At 59.0% G+C, this 19,624-nt stretch carries 16 protein-coding genes and 1 pseudogene; 7 read left to right on the top strand and 10 right to left on the bottom strand.

Annotated elements, in window-relative coordinates:
* The first annotated feature begins 36 nt into the window (after positions 1–36).
* From AB2N08_RS01530 to arsH, 3 genes are read left to right on the top strand one after another with little or no spacing between them, the layout of a single operon-like run.
* A complete protein-coding gene (locus AB2N08_RS01530) occupies positions 37–1,317 on the top strand; it encodes an arsenic transporter (protein ID WP_147934239.1) in 1,281 nt (426 codons plus the stop codon).
* Between the two features lie 9 nt (positions 1,318–1,326).
* Positions 1,327–1,752, top strand: coding sequence for an arsenate reductase (glutaredoxin) (gene arsC, locus AB2N08_RS01525; protein WP_147934240.1), 426 nt, complete (start codon positions 1,327–1,329; stop codon positions 1,750–1,752).
* Positions 1,730–2,461, top strand: coding sequence for an arsenical resistance protein ArsH (gene arsH / locus AB2N08_RS01520; RefSeq protein ID WP_367608854.1), 732 nt, complete (start codon positions 1,730–1,732; stop codon positions 2,459–2,461). The genes arsC and arsH overlap by 23 nt, the downstream gene beginning before the upstream one ends.
* A gap of 138 nt (positions 2,462–2,599) precedes the next feature.
* Here arsH and AB2N08_RS01515 read toward each other — a convergent pair whose 3' ends face one another.
* From AB2N08_RS01515 to AB2N08_RS01485, 7 genes are all read right to left on the bottom strand, one after another.
* Positions 2,600–3,184 (bottom strand): SIS domain-containing protein, encoded by a 585-nt coding sequence (locus AB2N08_RS01515; protein ID WP_147934242.1) that lies wholly within the window; start codon positions 3,182–3,184, stop codon positions 2,600–2,602.
* 18 nt (positions 3,185–3,202) lie between these two features.
* Complete coding sequence (locus tag AB2N08_RS01510) at positions 3,203–4,129, bottom strand: cation diffusion facilitator family transporter (RefSeq protein WP_147934243.1); 927 nt, start codon at positions 4,127–4,129, stop codon at positions 3,203–3,205.
* A 110-nt stretch (positions 4,130–4,239) separates the two neighbouring features.
* On the bottom strand, positions 4,240–4,821 hold the full coding sequence (locus tag AB2N08_RS01505; protein ID WP_147934244.1) for a hypothetical protein: 582 nt from the start codon (positions 4,819–4,821) through the stop codon (positions 4,240–4,242).
* A gap of 145 nt (positions 4,822–4,966) precedes the next feature.
* The gene (locus tag AB2N08_RS01500) at positions 4,967–8,152 is read right to left on the bottom strand and encodes an efflux RND transporter permease subunit (RefSeq protein WP_367608853.1); all 3,186 of its coding nucleotides are present in this window, start codon (positions 8,150–8,152) and stop codon (positions 4,967–4,969) included.
* Positions 8,153–8,164: 12 nt separating this feature from the next.
* Positions 8,165–9,415 carry an efflux RND transporter periplasmic adaptor subunit gene (locus AB2N08_RS01495; protein WP_367608852.1) on the bottom strand — a complete coding sequence of 417 codons (1,251 nt, stop codon included), beginning with the start codon at positions 9,413–9,415 and terminating at the stop codon, positions 8,165–8,167.
* Positions 9,412–10,716, bottom strand: a complete 1,305-nt coding sequence (locus AB2N08_RS01490; RefSeq protein WP_147934247.1) for a TolC family protein — start codon at positions 10,714–10,716, stop codon at positions 9,412–9,414. Before AB2N08_RS01490 ends, AB2N08_RS01495 begins: the two co-directional genes overlap by 4 nt.
* A gap of 510 nt (positions 10,717–11,226) precedes the next feature.
* Positions 11,227–13,662, bottom strand: coding sequence for a heavy metal translocating P-type ATPase (locus AB2N08_RS01485; protein WP_005670933.1), 2,436 nt, complete (start codon positions 13,660–13,662; stop codon positions 11,227–11,229).
* A gap of 90 nt (positions 13,663–13,752) precedes the next feature.
* On the opposite strand from AB2N08_RS01485, the gene cadR reads away from it, so the two are divergent.
* The gene (gene cadR / locus AB2N08_RS01480; RefSeq protein ID WP_005670935.1) at positions 13,753–14,181 is read left to right on the top strand and encodes a Cd(II)/Pb(II)-responsive transcriptional regulator; all 429 of its coding nucleotides are present in this window, start codon (positions 13,753–13,755) and stop codon (positions 14,179–14,181) included.
* A 130-nt stretch (positions 14,182–14,311) separates the two neighbouring features.
* Positions 14,312–16,240, top strand: a complete 1,929-nt coding sequence (locus AB2N08_RS01475; protein WP_147934249.1) for a cytochrome c/FTR1 family iron permease — start codon at positions 14,312–14,314, stop codon at positions 16,238–16,240.
* Positions 16,241–16,433: 193 nt separating this feature from the next.
* Here the strand turns inward: AB2N08_RS01475 and AB2N08_RS01470 are convergent.
* The 3 genes and pseudogenes from AB2N08_RS01470 to AB2N08_RS01460 all read right to left on the bottom strand — a co-directional run.
* Positions 16,434–16,587, bottom strand: a pseudogene (locus tag AB2N08_RS01470) (dihydrolipoyl dehydrogenase); the annotation flags it as partial.
* A gap of 66 nt (positions 16,588–16,653) precedes the next feature.
* Positions 16,654–17,010: an efflux RND transporter permease subunit gene (locus tag AB2N08_RS22925; protein ID WP_307161710.1), complete on the bottom strand. Its 357-nt coding sequence runs from the start codon at positions 17,008–17,010 to the stop codon at positions 16,654–16,656.
* Positions 17,011–17,141: 131 nt separating this feature from the next.
* Positions 17,142–17,849, bottom strand: coding sequence for a TolC family protein (locus AB2N08_RS01460; protein WP_157225735.1), 708 nt, complete (start codon positions 17,847–17,849; stop codon positions 17,142–17,144).
* A gap of 119 nt (positions 17,850–17,968) precedes the next feature.
* On the opposite strand from AB2N08_RS01460, the gene AB2N08_RS01455 reads away from it, so the two are divergent.
* A complete protein-coding gene (locus tag AB2N08_RS01455; RefSeq protein ID WP_040778152.1) occupies positions 17,969–18,382 on the top strand; it encodes a MerR family transcriptional regulator in 414 nt (137 codons plus the stop codon).
* A 101-nt stretch (positions 18,383–18,483) separates the two neighbouring features.
* Complete coding sequence (locus AB2N08_RS01450) at positions 18,484–19,551, top strand: cation transporter (RefSeq protein ID WP_367608851.1); 1,068 nt, start codon at positions 18,484–18,486, stop codon at positions 19,549–19,551.
* Positions 19,552–19,624 lie beyond the last annotated feature (73 nt).

The following is a 19,624-nucleotide window of genomic DNA, read 5'->3' as shown; positions in this document are numbered from 1 at the left end:
CCATCAACCCGACCATTACCTTTTCCGGGATCACCCGTGCTGATCGCATTCCTGATTTTTCTCGTTACTCTCATCTTTGTCATCTGGCAGCCTCGTGGTCTTGGAATCGGCTGGAGCGCATCGATTGGCGCCTTAGTTGCGCTTCTGGCGGGTGTCATTCACCTCGCCGACATCCCAGTAGTCTGGAATATTGTTTGGAATGCGACCGGCACCTTTGTAGCAGTCATCATCATCAGCCTGCTGCTCGACAAGGCCGGGTTCTTCGAATGGGCGGCCTTACATGTCGCGCGGTGGGGTGGCGGGAACGGCAAGCGACTGTTCGTGATGCTGGTCCTACTTGGGGCTGCCGTCGCAGCGCTCTTTGCCAATGATGGGGCAGCACTGATCATCACGCCAATCGTGATCGCCATGCTCCGTGCGCTGCGCTTTAATGCACGCTCGACGCTTGCGTTCGTAATGGCCGCGGGCTTCATCGCCGACACAGCCAGCTTGCCGCTTGTGGTTTCTAACCTGGTCAATATCGTCTCGGCCGATTATTTCGGCATCAGCTTCGCGCGATATGCGGCCGTGATGGTGCCAGTCAATGTGGTATCGGTCATCGCAACGTTGGCCGCTCTACTACTGTTCTTCCGACGAGATATTCCGGCCAACTACGACCTGGCGCAGTTGAAACGCCCACATGAGGCAATTCATGACCGGGCAACTTTTATTACTGGCTGGTGGGTCCTCGCACTGCTATTGATCGGTTTCTTCTGGCTTGAATCGATCGGCGTGCCGATCAGTGCAGTAGCTGCAGTAGGCGCAGTGATGCTGTTGGCAGTTGCAGCGCGCGGTCATCGCATCTCCACGCGCGAAGTGCTGCGCGACGCGCCGTGGCAGGTCGTGGTGTTTTCGCTCGGTATGTACTTGGTCGTCTATGGGTTGCGTAACGCGGGTCTCACCGACTATCTCACGGCGTTGCTCGAGCGTTGCGCGAGTTACGGCGTGTGGGGCGCAGCCCTGGGTACGGGCTTCATTACAGCAGGCCTCTCCTCCATCATGAACAATATGCCTACCGTGCTGATCGGTGCACTGTCGATCGATGCTACGGCCACTGAAGGAGTCGTGCGAGAGGCAATGATCTATGCCAACGTCATCGGTAGCGACCTTGGCCCCAAGATCACGCCGATCGGAAGCCTAGCGACTCTGCTATGGCTACACGTGCTCGACAGTAAAAACATTCACATCTCCTGGGGCTACTACTTCCGTGTTGGCATCGTTCTTACGCTACCCGTGTTGCTGCTCACGTTAGCCGCTTTAGCGATACGCCTAGCATAAGGATCGATCATGAGTGTCATTATTTACCATAATCCTGCTTGCGAAACGTCGCGCAACACCCTTGGCCTGATCCGCAACGCCGGCATTGAGCCGACGTTGGTCGATTATTTGAGGGACCCTCCTGACCGCGCCACTCTTGGAAGATTGATTTCCAATGCTGGTCTAACCGTACGCGAAGCCATCCGCCAGAAAGGAACTCCATATCTCGAGCTCGAACTGGACAATCCGCAATTAAGCGACCACCAGTTGTTGGAAGCCATGCTGGCCCATCCCATCTTGATCAACCGTCCTTTCGTAGTTGCCGCTGCGGGCGTTAAGCTGTGCCGGCCGTCTGAACTGGTGCTCGACATTCTTGGCGAACCACAGCAAGGAGCGTTTACGAAAGAGGACGGTCAGCACGTAATAGACGTCAATGGACAAATTCATCATGAGTAAAATCGCAACCCTTCCCAATATTCAAGGCGACCATCTCGAGGTCCCAACCCTGCAAAAGCTCGCATCAGCTCCTGACATGGACCACCCGCCACGGTTCCTTTTGCTATATGGCTCACTGCGCGAACACTCATTTAGCCGTTTCTTGACCGAAGAAGCAGCTCGGATTCTGCGGCACTTCGGCGGAGATGTCAGGATTTTTGACCCTAGAGAACTTCCAATGGTCGGCAGCGTTACGGAAGATCATCCGAAGGTAGTCGAACTGCGCGAGCTCTGCCTTTGGTCGGAGGCACATGTTTGGTGCAGCCCTGAGCGGCACGGGACAGTATCGGCGGTGTTGAAGAACCAAATTGACTGGATTCCATTGGAACAAGGGGGCGTCCGCCCTAGCCAAGGCCGAACTTTGGCCGTCATGCAAGTGTGCGGCGGATCGCAGTCGTTCAACGTTGTGAACACCCTACGACTTCTCGGCCGTTGGATGCGAATGTTCACTATACCGAATCAATCCTCTGTGCCAATGGCGTACAAAGAATTCGATGAAGGCGGTCGTATGCGCCCGTCGGCATACTATGATCGCGTCGTCGACGTCATGGAAGAATTGTTCAAGATCACAATTTTGATGCGTGGACATACAGATTATCTGACGAACCGGTACAGTGAACGGAACGAGCGAGCGATGAAGGCTATCGATCGTCAGATCGAGCGAATCTAGGGCTCTGAGCACTGGCAGCTCAAGATTCGCGTTAGGGCAACAGCCTATGTCGTTTCTGGCATCGACGATGCTAATCCCTTGTATCTGGCCAATGCAAGCGCAATGTCGACTTGGCCTTCGTACTCGTCCGATACGGGGCTAATAATTTGCGGGGTACAGTTCGCGCTCGACCAACTCGATCATTATATGGATGATCTTGATGTGTAGCTCTTGAGTACGGTCAGCAAAATTGCCGCCCGGGCAGCTGATGCAGACGTCTGAGAAGTCCTCTAATGGCGAGCCAGCAGTCCCTGTCAAAGCAATCACGAGCATACCAAGCTTTTGCGCTATCTGGGCCGCGACCAGGATGGAAGGGCTTTTCCCGCTCGTACTGATCGCGAGCAGTACATCGCCCGGACGACCATGGGACTCGATGTAACGGGCGAACACCTGATCGTATCCATAGTCGTTTGCAACGCAGGTGATATGAGTTGGGTCGCTAATTGCGGTTGCGGCGATCCCGGGCCGATCACGACGGAAGCGTCCTGTCAGTTCTTCCGCGAAATGCATGGCGTCGCACATTGAACCGCCATTCCCGCAAGAAAATGCCCTTCCTCCCTTGCCGAACGATGTCACCAGCACCTGTGCGGCGTCAGCCACGGTTTGCAGCTTGGTTGCGTCGTTCACGAACAAGTCCAGGGCGTGCCGCGCTTCGGTCAGTCCATTCTTGATATGTTCAATCATATGCTCTTCTTTATAAAATCAGTGACTTGGCGATGGCTCGAAGCCATGGACCTCGGTGGCCTGCTCGCAGGGCGTGCGCTCGACTTGCACTGTCGAATGGTGGATGTGAAATTCGTCTGCGATTTCATGACGGACCGAGATCAGTAACGCTTCAAGATCCACATGCCCCGGATCGCAAACGATGTGCACGCTCAAGCTCACTTTGCCGCTTGTGATGGCCCACACGTGCAGGTCATGGACGCTTGCAACGCCTGGCACTGCGAGAATCTTGGTTTTCACATCAGCTAAATCGATGCCTTCAGGTACACCTTCGAGCAAGACGTTCAAACTTGCTTTGAGCAGAATCCAAGTGCGCGGCAACACCCACAGTCCAATGGCCACAGCGATCAGCGAATCGACCCAGGTGGCGCCGGTCCAGCGAATCACAAGCGCACCGACGATCACGCCAATCGATCCGAGCATGTCGCTCCATACTTCCAGATAAGCGCCTTTCACGTTCAGGCTAGCATCCTTACCGGCAGAAAGGAGCCGCATACTGATCAAGTTGATCACCAGGCCGAGCACCGCCACGATTAGCATGGCGCCAGAGGCTATCTCGGGCGGATCCTGCAGCCGCTTCCAGGCTTCAACAAGGATGTAAATGGCCACCATGAACAACAGAATCGCGTTGAGGGCTGCGGCCAGGATCTCGAAACGATAGTACCCAAAGCTACGCTTTGCGTCGGCCTGACGTCGCCCGATGTGAATTGCGGCCAGCGATATCGCCAGTGCGGCGGCATCTGTGAACATATGCGCAGCATCGGAAATCAAGGCGAGGCTATTCGTCATGATCCCGGCAATGAGCTCAGCGACCAGAAACGACGATGTCAGCCCTAGTGCTATCCACAGAGGACGAGCGTTCTGTGTAGGTGAAATGGCGTGCGAATGTGAATGCCCTGAACCCATGATATCTCCTCAATATCTTACATTTTTAAGTTGACACTGGACCGACCGCCGGTCTTTGCATCGCATCGCGCAGCGGCGCGCAATTATTTGCGTACAGGCCGATCCTTACCTCAGTTGAAAAGCCGGCTGATGTGAACTACTTGCGGCGCAAGCACGCCCAGGAGCAGGATCAGCAACAGAGCAATGCCAGTTACCGCATCTACATTGTCGAACCCTGCCGTAATCAAACCTACCACCACCAGTGGGGCGACAAAGGGTAATAAAGCGACCGCCGCCTTGACCACGAACATCGCACCGCGCTGTTCGCACAATAAACAACCGTACAGCGCGCGCAATGCGCCGGCCGTGAACGCGCATATTGCGAGTGGCATCAAATCGCTTGGCAGGAGGTTCGAGACATGATTAAAAGCATGTATGGCCCCTCCTGCAAGAAACGGACTTGGAATTAGCAAAACGACGACAACGACAAGTCGTATGTTTCCGTCCCGACCTGCCTCCTCTTCTTTGCCAACTGCGCACCGGCATTTATTGTCGCAAAGCATGATGACGGCAATTTGATACAGGGCACTCGCAGCGAGCGCAAAGCTCTCCCAAAATATGGCGCCGTAAGCGGTCCACGCCAGTGACAGGACACTCGTTCCCCGCACAAGATGCGGCAAAACCACCTCGATCCCACTTGGTGTCAAACGCATAATCGACCTCTCCCTGATGGGCCGAGCGGAGTGCATGGGCGAGCCAAACATGAGTGCATCTGTAGAGGCCGGCACATACCGCTGACTCGCCCCTCGAAAGGCGGTGTGCTGTTCACACCGCCGGGTACACAGCTTTACGCGGGTTTTAGACGGGGGTAACCACGCGTGTCTCACGCAGGGGGCCATCTGGATCCTTACGATGAGCCAGTCGATATAGAAGAGGCAGTACCAGCAACGTTAGCGCCGTAGACGACAGGATGCCGCCGATCACCACCGTCGCCAGCGGGCGCTGTACCTCGGCGCCGGTGCCGGTGGCAATCGCCATTGGCACAAATCCCAAGGACGCGACCAGTGCCGTCATAAGGACCGGCCGCAGACGCGTTAGCGCTCCATGGGTGATCGCTTCGTCGAGCGACATGCCGTCTTCTCGCAGTGACCGGATGAACGAAATCATTACCAGCCCGTTCAGCACGGCCACCCCCGACAAGGCGATAAAGCCGACCGCAGCGGTGATCGACAGCGGAATGCCTCGTAAAGCCAAGGCCGCAATCCCGCCGGTCAAGGCAAACGGGATGCCGGTGAACACCAACAGTCCGTCTTTGACGTTTCGGAACATCATGAATAGCAACATGAACACCAGGAACAACGCCAGCGGCACAACGATCTGCAAGCGCTGGGTAGCCGACTGAAGCTGTTCGAATGTCCCGCCCCAAGTGGTCCAATAGCCTGCAGGGATCTTCACGCTCTTGGCCAGAGCCTCCTCCGCTTCCGGCACGAAGCTGCCGATATCGCGGCCGCGCACGTTGGCACTGACCACGATACGGCGCTTGCCGTCTTCGCGGCTGATCTGGTTCGGACCCGGTGCCAGATCGAGCGTGGCCAGTTCGCCTAAGGGGATGAAGGCCGGACTGCCCTCATTGTCTCCAGCGCTGGTGCCTGAGCGTGGTGGCACTGCAATCGGCAGGCGACGAAGTGCATCCAGGTCTGCGCGTTGAACCTCTGGCAGCCGTACCACGATGGCGAAGCGGCGATCGCCTTCGAACATGGTGCCGGCCTCGCGCCCACCTGTGGCCGCAGAGATCGTGGCCTGCACATCAGTGATGTTCAGCCCGTAGCGCGCTGCCTTGTCCCGGTCAATATTGACTGTCAGCATCGGCAAACCAGTAGTCTGCTCTACCTTAACTTCAGCTGCGCCCGGCACGCGTTGTAGCACAGCGGCGATCTGAGCCCCGGTCGATGCCAGCACTTCCATGTCGTCGCCATACAGCTTGACTGCGACATCGCTGCGCACACCGGAGATTAGCTCGTTGAAACGCAGTTGAATAGGCTGCGAGAACTCATAGGCATTGCCGGTGTATTTTTCCGCCTCCTCTTGGATAGCTTCCACAAGTTCGGCGTGGCTGCGTTTCGGTTTCGGCCAGTCTGCCTCCGGCTTGAGCATGATGTAGCCGTCCGAGATGTTTTGCGGCATCGGGTCGGATGCAATCTCGGCAGTGCCGGTGCGGGCAAATATCCGTTCGATCTCGGGGAACTTTGCTTTGAGGCCGATCTCCAGCTTCTTCTGCATATCGACTGATTGGGTGAGGCTGGTCGCCGGAATGCGTAGAGCCTGGATCGCAATGTCGCCTTCATTTAAATTGGGAATGAATTCGCTCCCGAGTCGTGTCGCCAGCAGTCCGGACAGGACCACGGTGACTATTGATGCCGTCAGCACGATCGGTCCGTTACGCAGGACAGCGCGCAATGCAGGAGCATAGGCATTACGCGCCATCGTCATCAAGCGGTTCTCCTTTTCGGCCACGCGCTTGCCGATGAACAGGGCAACGGCCGCAGGCACGAACGTGATCGACAGAATCATCGCGCCAAGCAAAGCTATGACGACAGCGAACGCCATCGGGTGGAACATTTTGCCCTCGACCCCGCTCAAAGCGAAAATGGGCAAGTACACCACCATAATGATCAACTGCCCGAACAGCAGTGGCCGGCGCGCTTCCTTTGCGGCCGCAAACACTTCACGGAAGCGCTCTTCCAAGGTCAGGTCACGCTTGGTCTGCTCTTGCGCGTGCGCCAGGCGCCGTACGCAGTTCTCCACGATCACGACCGCGCCATCGATGATGATGCCGAAGTCGAGAGCACCCAAGCTCATCAAGTTGGCACTGACCTTGTAGGTCACCATGCCGGTGAAGGTGAATAACATCGACAGCGGAATGACCATCGCGGTGATAATCGCTGCGCGGATATTGCCCAGGAAGAGGAACAAGATCACGATCACCAGGATCGCACCTTCGAGCAAGTTCTTACGTACCGTGGAAATCGCCTTGTCGACCAGCACCGTACGGTCATACACGGGGACAGCCTTTACGCCAGCAGGCAAAGTCTTGTTGATCTCGACCATCTTCTCTGCCACGCGCTGCGAGACCTGCCGGCTGTTTTCGCCGATGAGCATAAATACGGTACCGAGCACAGCTTCGGCACCGTTGTCGGTCGCGGCGCCTGTGCGCAGCTCGCGGCCGACGGCGACGTCCGCGACATCACGAATCCGAACCGCGACGCCGTCGGTATTTTTCAGGATGGTATTTTGGATGTCTTCGATGGTTCGCACCTGCCCCGGCGCGCGGATGAGAAGCTGTTCGCCCGAGCGCTCGATGTAGCCTGCCCCGGTGTTATCGTTATTGCGCTCGACCGCGGTGACGACGTCGGCCAGGGTCAGACCATAGGAACTGAGCCGGTTCGGATCCGGCGTGATGTGGTACTCCTTAGCGAAGCCACCGATTGAATTGATTTCGGTCACGCCCGCGACCTGACGCAACTGCGGCTTGATGATCCAATCCTGCACTTCGCGCAAGTCAGTTGGCGTATAGGCTGTCCCGTCAGGCTTCTTCGCGCCTGCTTCCGTTTCGACCGTCCAGAGGTAGATCTCGCCCAAGCCAGTGGAGATTGGCCCCATCATGGGCGTTGCGCCCTCCGGCAGCCCTTCACGGGCCTCCTGCAGTCTCTGGTTGACCAGCTGGCGCGCGAAGTAGATGTCAGTACCATCCTGGAAAACGACTGTGACCTGCGACAGCCCGTAACGCGACAATGAGCGAGTCTGCTGCAGTCCAGGCAGGCCCGCCATCACGGTCTCGACCGGATAGGTTATGCGCTGCTCGACCTCGAGCGGCGAATAGCCTGGTGCCGAGGTGTTGATCTGAACCTGCACGTTGGTAATATCTGGCACAGCGTCGATCGGCAGACGCTGATAGTTGTAGACGCCAATTGCCGCCATGGCCAGGACCAGACCCATGATCAGCCATCGGCTGTCGATGGCGAAACGTATGATGCGTTCAAACATGGAAATCCCCTATTAATGGCCGTGCTCGGCGCTGCCCTTGCCGAGTTCGGCCTTGAGCACAAAGCTGCCGCGATTAACGTAGCGCGTTCCTGCTGCCAGGCCCTCCAGGATTTCCACCCCTTTGCCGTCATTAATGCCGGCCACGATCGGCTGCGTGCGAAAGCCCCCTTCCGTCACTACAAACACTACTGGCTTGTCTTCCACCGTCTGGATAGCATCGGCCGGAATCGCTACAGCAGCCTGTTTAGTCCCTTGCACCAGCGCGACGTCCACGAACAGGCCAGGGCGCCACGCGCCGCCTGGGTTGTCGATCACGACGCGCGCTGTGGCGGCGCGGGACTGCGCCCCGACTAGTGCGCCGACATAACTTACTTTCCCGACGGCTTTCATATCAGAGCCGGTGGCACTGACAACCGCCGTTGCGCCGCTGCGCACGCTTGCCAGGTCTTTCGGCGTGACTGCGACATCGACCCAGACGCGCGACAGGTCGGTCAGTACGAACACATTGGTGTTTTCCTGCACAGCTTCGCCCCGCGTGATGTGCTTTTCAACGACGACAGCGTCGAACGGCGCGCGCAACTCGTACCGGTTCAACGCGCCGCCTCCGGCACCTACTTCAAGAGCTGCCAATTTCGAGCGCGCTGCCTGCAAAGTAAGCTCGGCCTCGCGCAGTGCCTGTTCGGCCTGCTGAAAGTCCTGCTGGGCAGAGATACGGTCCTCCCACAGCTTCTTTTCCCGCTCATAGATGGTTTTGGCCAGGCCGAGCCTTACCTGTGCCGCGCTCGCGGCGCTACGCAGGTCAGCCAGCTCCGGGCTTGAAATGATGGCTAGCACCTGCCCCTTCTTGACCGTTTGCCCCAGCTGCGCCGGCACTGATTCGGCAACGCCGCCCAGGCGCGGCACTACGTGAGCGGTCAGATCGTCGTTGACACGGACTTCGCCAGGCAGTTTGACAATGTTCTCGATCGTGGCCGCACCGGCAACGGCGGTCGTGATCCCGGCCTTTTCCGCCTGCATGACCGGCAGCTTGACCACTCCTTCGTCCTGGTGCTCATCCTCGGAGCTTTCCTCGCCTGCTCCACCGGCTTCTTTTGCGCCCTCCTTCTGACCGCTCTCGGCATGACCATGGGCATCGTCGCCGGCGCTACCTTCAGCGCTTCCCTTGTTCCAGAACAGGATGGCCAGGGCCAGCACGACACCGACGGCCACGATTGCGGCAATGATTGGCAGATTTTTCTTACGATGATTTTGTAGGGGTGTCATTGCAGGTGTTCCTTGAAGATGGTGGTGCTCTCGGCGCTAGTAGCCGGTGCGATTCGTTCGATATCAGTTGCTGCACGATACCGATCGGACAGAGCGCGCAGATACAAGCTGCGTGCCTGAATTAATGCGCGCTGGGTGTCAAGAACGTCGAGAAACCCGAATTTGCCGAGTTCAAAACCGGTAACGGCAGCGTCATAGGCTTGCTGCGCCGCTGGCAGCATCTCGGACTTGAGGCTGTCGATCTGGAGCTGAGCGACCTCTGCACGCTGGTGAGCGTCCGCGATTTCCTCATACACCCGAAGCTGCTCGACGCCTAATTCGTCGCGAGCCTGGTCGGCTCGTCTTAGTGCTGAGAGCATGTTCCCCTGGTTGCGATTGAAAAGTGGCAGGGGTACGGAGATACCAAATATGGCTTCGCTCCCGCTGCGTTCACGATCCCGCTGGCTACCCACGGTCACCGTCACGTCTGGCGCCCGCGCCGAACGTTCCATGCCAACCAGAGCATCCTGCCGTTTGACCTGCGCTTCGGCCTGCCGAAGTTGCGGCGACATGGTTAGCCGCTGCTCGAGCTCGTTCATCGTTGGTACGGCAGCGAACTCGACGGCTGGCATCTGGAGTGGCTGGGCAATCGCTCGCGAGCTGCCCATCAGTACCGCCAACTTGCGTTTGGCTGACTTCAGGTCGGCTGTTGCTTGGGTGAGGTCAAGACGCACGGCCGACTCTGCAACACTCGCACGGGTTTGTTCGACTGGCGATATCTTGCCGGCAGCGACGCGCCGACTCGCGGCATTCGTCGCACGGCTTGCGACCTCAATGGCCGCCTCGGCCAAACCGACCCGCTCTTGCGCTGTCAAGGCCTCCAGATAGGCGGCCATAACGTCGGCACGCAACATCGCTCGTCGCACGTTCACTGCTTGGACGGCGAGTAGACGCTCTTGTTCGGCGAACGCGATGCGGGCGCTTCGTTTGCCGCCGAGCTCGATGAGCTGGGTAATCTGGGCGGTCTCGACCCTGGACCGACGGTCGGTTCCTTCGGTGGATAGAGCCAGCTCAGGATTGGGTATGACGCCTGCCTGAAGCCTCCCACCCTCGGCGATGCCGATCGCCTGTGATGCGGCTCGCAAGCCTGGGTTGCCTGCGTACGCAGCCTGCAACGCCTGCTGCAGGGTTAGGGGCAGTAGCGACGCATTGCCAGCGAGCGAGGTGCTGGTGGAATCGCGCACGAATTTTGGCTGCGCGTAGAGGTGAGCCGACTGCGCGAGCAGTATTAGCGCCCCCATGATCATAGATCTGGATTGCATAGATAACTCCGAAATGAATGGATCGAAAGCTATCCGGCGACAGCGAGCACACCGGCCGAGTGCGCGGGCACACGGTCGGAAGCTCGGGAATTACCTGGTAAAAGAAGGTATAGCCGCCGGAATTACACGGCGGCGGGCCACTGGGGGCGCTCGGGTGGGACTTGAGTGACTGACGCGTAACTGACGTTTGGACCAACCGGCGCGGAGTGCGCCATCGTCAGGTAGGGGGCGGTTTGAACGGCTGCGGGAGCGAGCACTGCGTGCGCGCACGAAGAACAATGCGAGTGCTGCGCGATCTTCTTCGTCGACGCAGGCTTACCGTCATCGGCCGCCGCCACCTGATCGTGAGCGTCGGTCTTATGCTGATGATGTCCAAGGTGCTGTGCGGCTCGTCCAGTCTCATGCATGCAATAGGCGCTGATCGCACTCCAGGTGAACTGGAACGCGAGCATCATCAGCATGCAAGTGAGAAAACGGCGCATCATGGTCGCGAGTATAGCATCGGTGCGGTTAATCGTTGCTGCCATGCAGACGCACGCGAAGCAGACGCATACCATTAAAGATAACCAGCAGGCTGGCGCCCATGTCCGCGAACACGGCCATCCACAAGGTGGCCGATCCTGCGATAGCGAGCACCAGGAACACGGCCTTGATCAGCAAGGCTGCAACGATGTTCTGCTTGAGGATGGCGGCTGCCTGCCTGCTCAGGCGAATGAACTGCGGGATCTTGCGCAAATCATCATCCATCAGCGCGACGTCGGCTGTTTCAATGGCCGTGTCGGTGCCCGCTGCGCCCATCGCAAACCCGATATCGGCCTTGGCCAGCGCCGGGGCATCGTTGATGCCATCCCCTACCATGCCGACGGTACCGAATTGCGCCACCTCGTCATTGATGGCAGAGAGCTTATCCTCGGGCAGCATGTTCCCGCGGGCGTCATCGATGCCAACCTGCCGTGCGATCGCTTTGGCCGTCACCGCGTTGTCGCCGGTGAGCATGACCGTCCGGATCCCCAACCTATGAAGCTGGGCCACCGCTTCGCGACTGGTTTCACGAATGGTATCGGCCACGCCGATCACCAGCAGTGGCGACGTCTCATCGCAGAGGACAACCGCGGTCTTTCCTTCACCCTCCAGTGTCGACAGGACGCTTTCCGTCGCGGTATTGCAGATGCCGAGCTCCTCGACCAGGCGGTGATTGCCGAGGTAGTACCACTTCCCGTCGATCCGCCCTTTCGTGCCACGGCCGGTCAAGGCCTCGAACTCGGTCACGGATGCGAGGAGCAGGTCCAGGCCCAAGTTTTGCCAGTGGCGGCTCACCGCGGTCGATACCGGATGGTCGGAACGGTCCGCGAGCGCGGCCGCGAGCTGCAGATGAGTCTGTGCATCGCCTTGCAGGGGCAACACGTCCGTCACTTCGGGTTTACCTTGGGTGATCGTGCCGGTCTTGTCCAGTGCGAGCGAGCGCAGCTTGCCGCCCTGCTCCAGGTAGACGCCGCCTTTGATGAGGATACCGGCTCTCGCCGCCGCAGCCAGGCCGCTGACGACGGTGACCGGGGTCGAGATCACCAGGGCGCAGGGGCACGCGATCACCAGCAGAACGAGTGACTTGTAGATCCATGGCATCCATTCGGCGCCCAGCATGAGCGGCGGCACCAGAGCGACGGCGAGCGCAATGGCGAACACGATGGGCGTGTAGATGCTGGAGAAGCGGTCGACGAAACGCTGCGTGGGCGCGCGGCTGCCCTGCGCGTCCTCGACCGCGCGGATGATGCGCGACAGGGTCGAGTTGCTGTGGCCGGCGGTGACACGGTATTCGAAAGAGCCCGTTTCATTGATCGTGCCGGCAAACACCTTGTCGCCGACCGTCTTTGGTACCGGCATGCTCTCGCCCGTGATCGGCGCCTGGTTGACGGACGACTGGCCGGTGGTCACTTCCCCATCCAAAGCGATCCGCTCGCCGGGTGCGACACGGGCCAGGGCGCCGATCGCGACCGTGGTGGCGTCCTGTTCACTCCAGCTGCCGTCGTCAAGGCGCACGCTTACCCGCTCGGGTGTCAGTGCCATCAGGCCCTGGATGGCGTTTCTCGCACGGTCAAGCGATCGGGCCTCGATTATCTCGGCAAGCGCGAAAAGGACCATGACCATCGCCGCTTCGGGCCACTGCCCGATCAGTACCGCCCCGGTCACGGCGATTGACATCAGGGCATTGATATTCAGGTTGCGGTTCTTGAGCGCGATCCAGCCTTTCTTGTACACCCCCAAGCCCGTCGTCGCGATCGCAAGCAGCGATAGCAGGATGACTGGCCACCAGTTTTCATCGCCCGTCGTCCATGCGACCACCTCGGCACCGACTGCTGCGGCCAAGCCCAGGGCAAGGACTGCATACTGCCGCTTTCGGGAGACGGGTGGGACCGCCTCGGCTCGTCCTTGCCCAGCTGCAACGAGCACCGCCTGCATACCGATGGACGTCAGTGCATCCAGGATCGCCATTGCCGGCCCACTATGCCTGACGACCAAGCGACGCTGGACGAGATTGAAGTCGAGCTGTTGGACCTGCGGCATGCCGGACAGCTTGTTACGGATGAGCGTCTCCTCGGTTGGGCAATCCATGTTCTCGATGCGGAAAACAGTGCCGGCTGCTGACCCGCTTTGCTCCTCGGTCTGTTCAATCACCGGGTCCATGCCGACCGCCCGTACTGCTGCAAGGATCGCCTGTGGATCGCCGAGGCTGTGCTCCACCCGCAAGCGGCGCTGGACAAGATTGAACTCGAGCTTTCCGACGCCTGCGACGCGCCCAAGCGCCTGCCGCAGCAGCCCCTCTTCAGTCGGGCAGTCCATTTGGTCGATGCGAATGAGAAGGGAACGGTCCAGGGTTGAAGACGAGGCACCCGCGGTCTCGATCGATGCAGATTTTTCGCAACATGATTTGGTCTGGCATTCCGACATGACGACTCCTCGAGAACTGTGTATAGTTCACATTGAACACCCTGTAGCGGGTACGGGGTCAAGCACTAAGTTAAAGTAGCGGGATTTTTCTTGAAAATTGGCGAATTGGCAGACCGGTCAGGCTGCTTGGTTGAAACCATCCGCTACTATGAGCGCATCGGATTGCTCGCTCCGCCTGAGAGGTCGGCAAACAATTATCGAGCCTATAACGAGCTTCACGCTGAGCGCTTGCTGTTCATTCGCCATTGCCGCGCCTTGGACATGACACTCGATGAGATCCGGACGCTGCTCGATTTTCGCGAGGCGCCCGGAAAAAATTGCGAGAGCGTCAACGCGCTACTCGACAAGCACATCGGGCACATCGTCGACCGTATAGCAAACCTGTCAGTACTGGAAGCGCAGCTCAGAGACCTCAGGAGCCGTTGCGTCGCCACCGACAGCACAAACCCATGTGAAATCCTGCAGGCGCTCGGCACTGCCGACGCTTGCGACGAGCCAGCAAGGCTTGGGCGCCATTGACCAGCCCTGGACTTTCCGCGCCATCACTGCATTGCCGAATCAGCGAACAGCCGCAACAATGCGCTTGACCTTCAAGTAGCTAGAAGGTGTTTAATATCAGGTTCTCGAACCTGAAGACAAGTATCCCGATATGACGTACCCCGTTTGGCGTCGGCTAATCGCCTTCGTAATGTTCTGCTGCTGCGTGATCGGTACGACACACGCTAATCCCACATCATCGGAAGCGGAAGTCCGACAGCTCTGGCAGTTGCTCGATTATGTCGCCGTCGATTACGCCGGCGCGGTCCAGAACGGAGCGATTGTCAGCGAACTCGAATACGGCGAAATGCAGGAGTTCTCGACGCGCGCGCAGAACCAGGTGAAGGCATTGCCTCCGCATCCCCTGCATGCAGAACTGGCAGCTGCCACCATAAAACTAAAGCAGGCGGTCGAGCGCAAGGAATCGCCGCAACAGGTTGCCCAGCTTGCGCGCGAGGCAAACCGTTTGCTGCTGCAGGCCTACCCCTTCCCTGTTGCGCCGCGCGCCCTGCCCGATCTGGCCCGCGGTGCGGCGCTGTACCAGGCGCAATGCGCTTCATGCCATGGAGCGGCCGGCGCCGGCGATGGGGCACTCGCGGCCAAGCTCGAACCCAAACCGATCGCATTTACCGATGAGGAAAGAGCCCGCTCGCGCTCTCTCATGGCCCTGTATCAGGTCATCAGCCAGGGTGTCGAGGGCACATCGATGCCGGCCTTTGCAGGCTTGTCCGAGCATGACCGCTGGTCTCTGGCGTTCTATGTCGGCCGCCTGGCGTTCAAGGACACGGACATCGCAGCCGGAGAGTCTGCATTCGCCCAGAGCAGCTCCGCGTCTGCCACGATTCCCGACATGAACACGCTCGTGACGGCAACCGAAGAAGAACTGGCGAAGGCAAGCTCATCGTCGACCGCGCGGTCGGTTCTGGCCTATGCACGTACCCACCCCGGGGTGGTACTGGAGCAGCAAGAACGCAAGGGCATCGTTCTTGCGCGCAAGCTGCTGCAAGACAGTCTGGATACCTTGAAAAATAACCAGCGGTCGAAGGCTACCGAGCTTGCTTTATCGGCCTACCTGGACGGTTTCGAGCCGCTCGAGGCGAGGCTCGATGCGACTGACCGCCAGTTGCTGGTCGACGTTGAGCGAACCATGCAGCTGTACCGGGGCGCGGTTGCACAAGGCAACGTGTTGCGTGCGACCGAATACGCCGCGCAACTCGACGCGTATTTCGTGCGTGTCGAGGAGCTTACCGGCGCGAACAAGACCGATGCGACGACGGTGTTCGTGGGCGCGTTGACCATTCTCCTGCGCGAAGGTGTCGAAGCCTTGTTGATTGTGATCGCGATGGTCGCGTTCCTGCGCAAAGCGGAGCGTCCACAAGCCTTGCACTACGTGCACGCAGGCTGGATCTCGGCGCTGGCGGCAGGCGCCTTGACATGGGTGGTGGCCACCTATGTGGTCAGCATCAGTGGCGCAAGCCGTGAAGTGACCGAGGGCCTCTCGTCGCTATTCGCTGCCGCGGTGCTGCTGTCGGTCGGACTATGGATGCACCAGAAAGGCCAGGCCGGACAGTGGCAAGCCTACCTCAAGCAGCATTTGACGGCAGCGATGGAAAAACGCTCCGCATGGGCCTTGTTTGCCCTGGCGTTCATCGCGGTGTACCGTGAAGTCTTCGAAACGGTCCTGTTCTACTCGGCGCTCGCCGCTGACGGCAACGGCACCGCCCTGCTGGCAGGATTCGTTACAGGCCTGGTCCTGCTGTCGGTGATCGCCGTAATTTTCCTGCGTACCAGTGCACGCATGCCGATCGGTAAATTCTTCTCGTTCAGCTCCGTGCTGGTGGCCGCCCTGGCAGTTGTCCTGGTCGGAAAAGGAATCGCAGGGCTGCAGGAAGCCGGATGGCTGACGGCCACACCGGTCACGGGACCGCGGATGCCAGTTCTCGGCCTCTACCCGACGATAGAGACTTATGCGGCGCAACTGGCCCTGCTCCTGGCGGCTGGTCTTGGCTTCGGCTTCAATCTGATGAAGGTCCGCAAATAGTAAGCGGACGCTCGCAGCTGGCATCGCGACCGATGCTAGCCGGAGCAATCTTCAGCTTGAGCCTCACCTGGCTCGACGCATGCAACCATGACGTTTTCGCCGGGAGCTAAACAGCTTGAACCGCGAAAGCTTGGACCGAATCAGATTCCAATCTATTTTGTAAGCGCCGCCTTGGCCGTGCTTGGGGGATCCTCGGGATGCTTCCCACGTTTAGGCAGGTTCCGCCGGGGCGCCTGGCCGTCGGGTGCGGCGTAAGGATTCGATTCGATGCAGGCCACGGACAAGCCGAGCTGTCCGGCGCGGATTGCGGCGATGTAATCGCCTGAACCCGCGCCGACGATGAACAGGTCGTACTACGCTTTCACGTGATTCCTCCCAATGCCCGAGTCGTTGCGTTCACTCTGCCGGATTGATTAAATTCCCTCCGCCACGTTCTCGGGCGGACGGGCGAAGCGCTGGTAAAGCGTTGGCAGCACGAACGGCGTCAGGATCATGGCGGAGATCAAGCCACTGATCACGACGGTGGCCAACGGCCGATGCACCTCGGCGCCGGCGCCGGTTGCCAATGCCATCGGCACGAAGCCCAGCGACGCGACCAATGCCGTCATTGAGACGGGGCGCAGGCGTCGCAGCGCACCTTCGGGCACCGCTTCGGCCCACGGAAGCTGTTTCGCCAGGTCGTCGATCAAACCCGCCATCACCAGCCCATTGAGGACGGCAACACCGGACAATGCGATGAATCCGACGGCCGCCGAAATCGAAAATGGCAGGCCACGCGATCAGAGTGCGGCGATACGCCTGATCCCGGCGAGAGGCACGCCCGTGAACACGACCGCGGCAGCGCGCTAGGAACCGACGGCAGAATAAAACAGCACCAAGATGAGTGCGAAGCAGGCCGGTACTACGACCGCCAGGCGCATCCGCGCACGCTCGAGGTTTTCAACCTGTCCGCCCCAGGTAATCCATGCACCGGCCGGCGGCCGCGCGTCGGCATTGATGCATTCACGCGCTTCAGCGAGCGCGTGGATTCCAGTCCGGGAATGCCGGCAAACGCCGTTTCGATCGGATAGGTGACCTGCCGTTCGACGTCGGCCGGCGCGAGCGCTGGTGCGACGACGTTGATCTGCACCTGCGTATTGGTGATGTCCGGTACCCTTTCACGTGCTGCATGGTGAGCACGCGCTGCCAGCTCATGACCAGCATTAGCGATTGCAACATAGCGCTCGCTGGCAGCAAGGGTAACGAACGCTTCGGTAATCCGAACTGTCAGCTCCGCTTCAGCAGAGCGCGCCCCAATGCCGGCAGCGGCCCGCTGCGACTGTGCCACGCGCATCCTGGCGCTCCGCTTACCTCCGAGCTCTAGAGGCATCGATAGCCGGACCGCCTTTTCTCCTCCACCGAAACCGGAGTAACGTCGCGATCCCATGACATTTTCGGCCTCAAGGGAAAGGGTCGGGTTCGATCGAAGTCCAGACTGGCGCACAATGGCATCGGCCACGTGCAAGGCCGCTTCGGCGCCCTTCAACTGCGGTGCCTGGCTACCGGCTCGGGCGACGGCTTCGGCAAGTGTCAATGGGGTGCTCTCAGCAATGGCAGAGCCTGCGGCCATACACATGGCCACTAGGGCCATGGCGACGGAAGCGTTGATCTCAATGCGCCTGATTGGATTCGCTTGACGAATTAATAAATGAGATTTATAAACCTTAAAGCCACTTTAATGTCGAGAAGATGTCACGCACATTTACGATAGGACAGCTGTCCGCTGCGGCGCAGATGCCCCCAGCGACAATTCGCTATTACGAGAAAATCGGGTTGCTCGACTCTCCATCCCGCTCTGGCAGCAACTACCGGCTGTACGGGAGCGAGGATGTAGCACGCCTGAGCTTTGTTCGCCGTGCACGGGAGATCGGGTTCACGGTCGACCAGGTTCGAAGCCTGTTGGCCTTCTCCGACCAGCGAGACGGCGACTGCTGCGCCGTGACAGCGCTGACAGAACAACACCTTGCCGAGGTCGAACAAAAGATCAGAGACCTCAACTTATTGAAAGAACACCTTTCCCGTCTGCTGATTTCATGCCGGGGCGGCCGATTTGCCGATTGCGGGATCATTGATGCCCTCGCGCCGGCGGGACAAGCCGGGTAGCTCACTCAGCGTGGTGCCAATCACAGGTCCTGAGCACACTTGACCTTGAAGCTGGTTGAAGGTTTACCCTCCAATAACCAGCCACCAAAAAACTCACTTTCATGACACAAAATCAGACCACGCCTTCAAGCGGCTTTGAAACCGAGCTGTTCGTCTCCAAAATGGACTGTCCGTCTGAAGAAAACTTGATTCGGATGGCTTTGGACAAAGTCGACGGCATCGATCATGTCGCTTTCGACCTCAATACCCGAACCGTCACAGTGCTCCACCGTGGGAGCGCAGATATCCTTCTGGACGTCCTTCAACCTTTGCGACTGGGGGTGGAGCTTCGCAGCTCACGTCCGGCTGAGCCACGCTCTACCGTACAACGCACGATCAGCACGCTCGCAATACCGAAGATGGACTGCCCGTCTGAGGAAAACATGATTCGCATGGCGGTAGCAGATGTCGACGGCATTCATTCGCTCAACTTCGATCTCTCTGCACGGCAGCTCCACGTAGCACACTCGGGAAACATCGATCCTATATTGTCGAAGCTGACACGGTTAGACTTGGGCGCCCACCTGATTGGTTCCCGACCAGACCTGTCCCAATCGACTAGCGGCTCCGATAAAGCCGGAGACGCGTCAGAGGCGAAAACGTTGCGGCTGCTGCTGGCTATAAATGCTGTAATGTTCGTGGTCGAACTCGGATGGGGGTTGATTGCAGAATCCGCAGGATTAGTAGCCGATTCGCTCGACATGTTCGCCGATGCAGCAGTCTATGGTTTAGCTTTATACGCTGTTGGGCGCGCGGCTGCGCTAAAAACTCGTGCGGCCCACGTAGCTGGGTGGCTTCAACTCGTGCTCGCACTAGGTGCGTTGAGTGAAGTGGTTCGACGTTTCTTCTTTGGCAGTGAACCCGAATCTGTTTTGATGATGAGTGTCGGAACAGTAGCCCTCATTGCTAACGCTGCCTGCCTGATTTTGATCGCCAAGAAACGTGATCGGGGTGCGCATATGAAGGCAAGTTATATATTTTCCGCCAACGACGTTATCGCCAATCTCGGCGTGATCGCTGCTGGAGTGTTGGTTACCTGGACTGGTTCGCCTTACCCCGATCTTGTTGTGGGCACCGTCATCGCCGTCATCGTGCTCACTGGTGCGCGCCGGATCCTTAAACTGAGGTAGCGGTAAAGCGCTTTTGTTGCATGAATGGCTGACCGGTAGGTGGCGAGCTGCCACCACCGGTCATGGAAGCTAC

The organism is Massilia aurea (assembly GCF_040790145.1).
Lineage (GTDB): Bacteria > Pseudomonadota > Gammaproteobacteria > Burkholderiales > Burkholderiaceae_D > Telluria > Telluria aurea_C.
This window is presented reverse-complemented; position numbering and strand designations above follow the sequence as displayed.

Bases quoted from the DNA above. Each gene is read 5' to 3' on its own strand.
- AB2N08_RS01485 (WP_005670933.1), bottom strand. From the start codon at position 13,662: ATGTCGGAATGCCAGACCAAATCATGTTGCGAAAAATCTGCATCGATC.
- AB2N08_RS01510 (WP_147934243.1), bottom strand. From the start codon at position 4,129: ATGGGTTCAGGGCATTCACATTCGCACGCCATTTCACCTACACAGAAC.
- AB2N08_RS01505 (WP_147934244.1), bottom strand. From the start codon at position 4,821: ATGCGTTTGACACCAAGTGGGATCGAGGTGGTTTTGCCGCATCTTGTG.
- arsC (WP_147934240.1), top strand. From the start codon at position 1,327: ATGAGTGTCATTATTTACCATAATCCTGCTTGCGAAACGTCGCGCAAC.
- AB2N08_RS01475 (WP_147934249.1), top strand. From the start codon at position 14,312: ATGACGTACCCCGTTTGGCGTCGGCTAATCGCCTTCGTAATGTTCTGC.
- AB2N08_RS01495 (WP_367608852.1), bottom strand. From the start codon at position 9,415: ATGACACCCCTACAAAATCATCGTAAGAAAAATCTGCCAATCATTGCC.
- AB2N08_RS01490 (WP_147934247.1), bottom strand. From the start codon at position 10,716: ATGCAATCCAGATCTATGATCATGGGGGCGCTAATACTGCTCGCGCAG.
- AB2N08_RS01500 (WP_367608853.1), bottom strand. From the start codon at position 8,152: ATGTTTGAACGCATCATACGTTTCGCCATCGACAGCCGATGGCTGATC.
- AB2N08_RS01450 (WP_367608851.1), top strand. From the start codon at position 18,484: ATGACACAAAATCAGACCACGCCTTCAAGCGGCTTTGAAACCGAGCTG.
- AB2N08_RS01460 (WP_157225735.1), bottom strand. From the start codon at position 17,849: ATGGCCGCAGGCTCTGCCATTGCTGAGAGCACCCCATTGACACTTGCC.
- AB2N08_RS01515 (WP_147934242.1), bottom strand. From the start codon at position 3,184: ATGATTGAACATATCAAGAATGGACTGACCGAAGCGCGGCACGCCCTG.
- AB2N08_RS01455 (WP_040778152.1), top strand. From the start codon at position 17,969: ATGTCACGCACATTTACGATAGGACAGCTGTCCGCTGCGGCGCAGATG.
- arsH (WP_367608854.1), top strand. From the start codon at position 1,730: ATGGACAAATTCATCATGAGTAAAATCGCAACCCTTCCCAATATTCAA.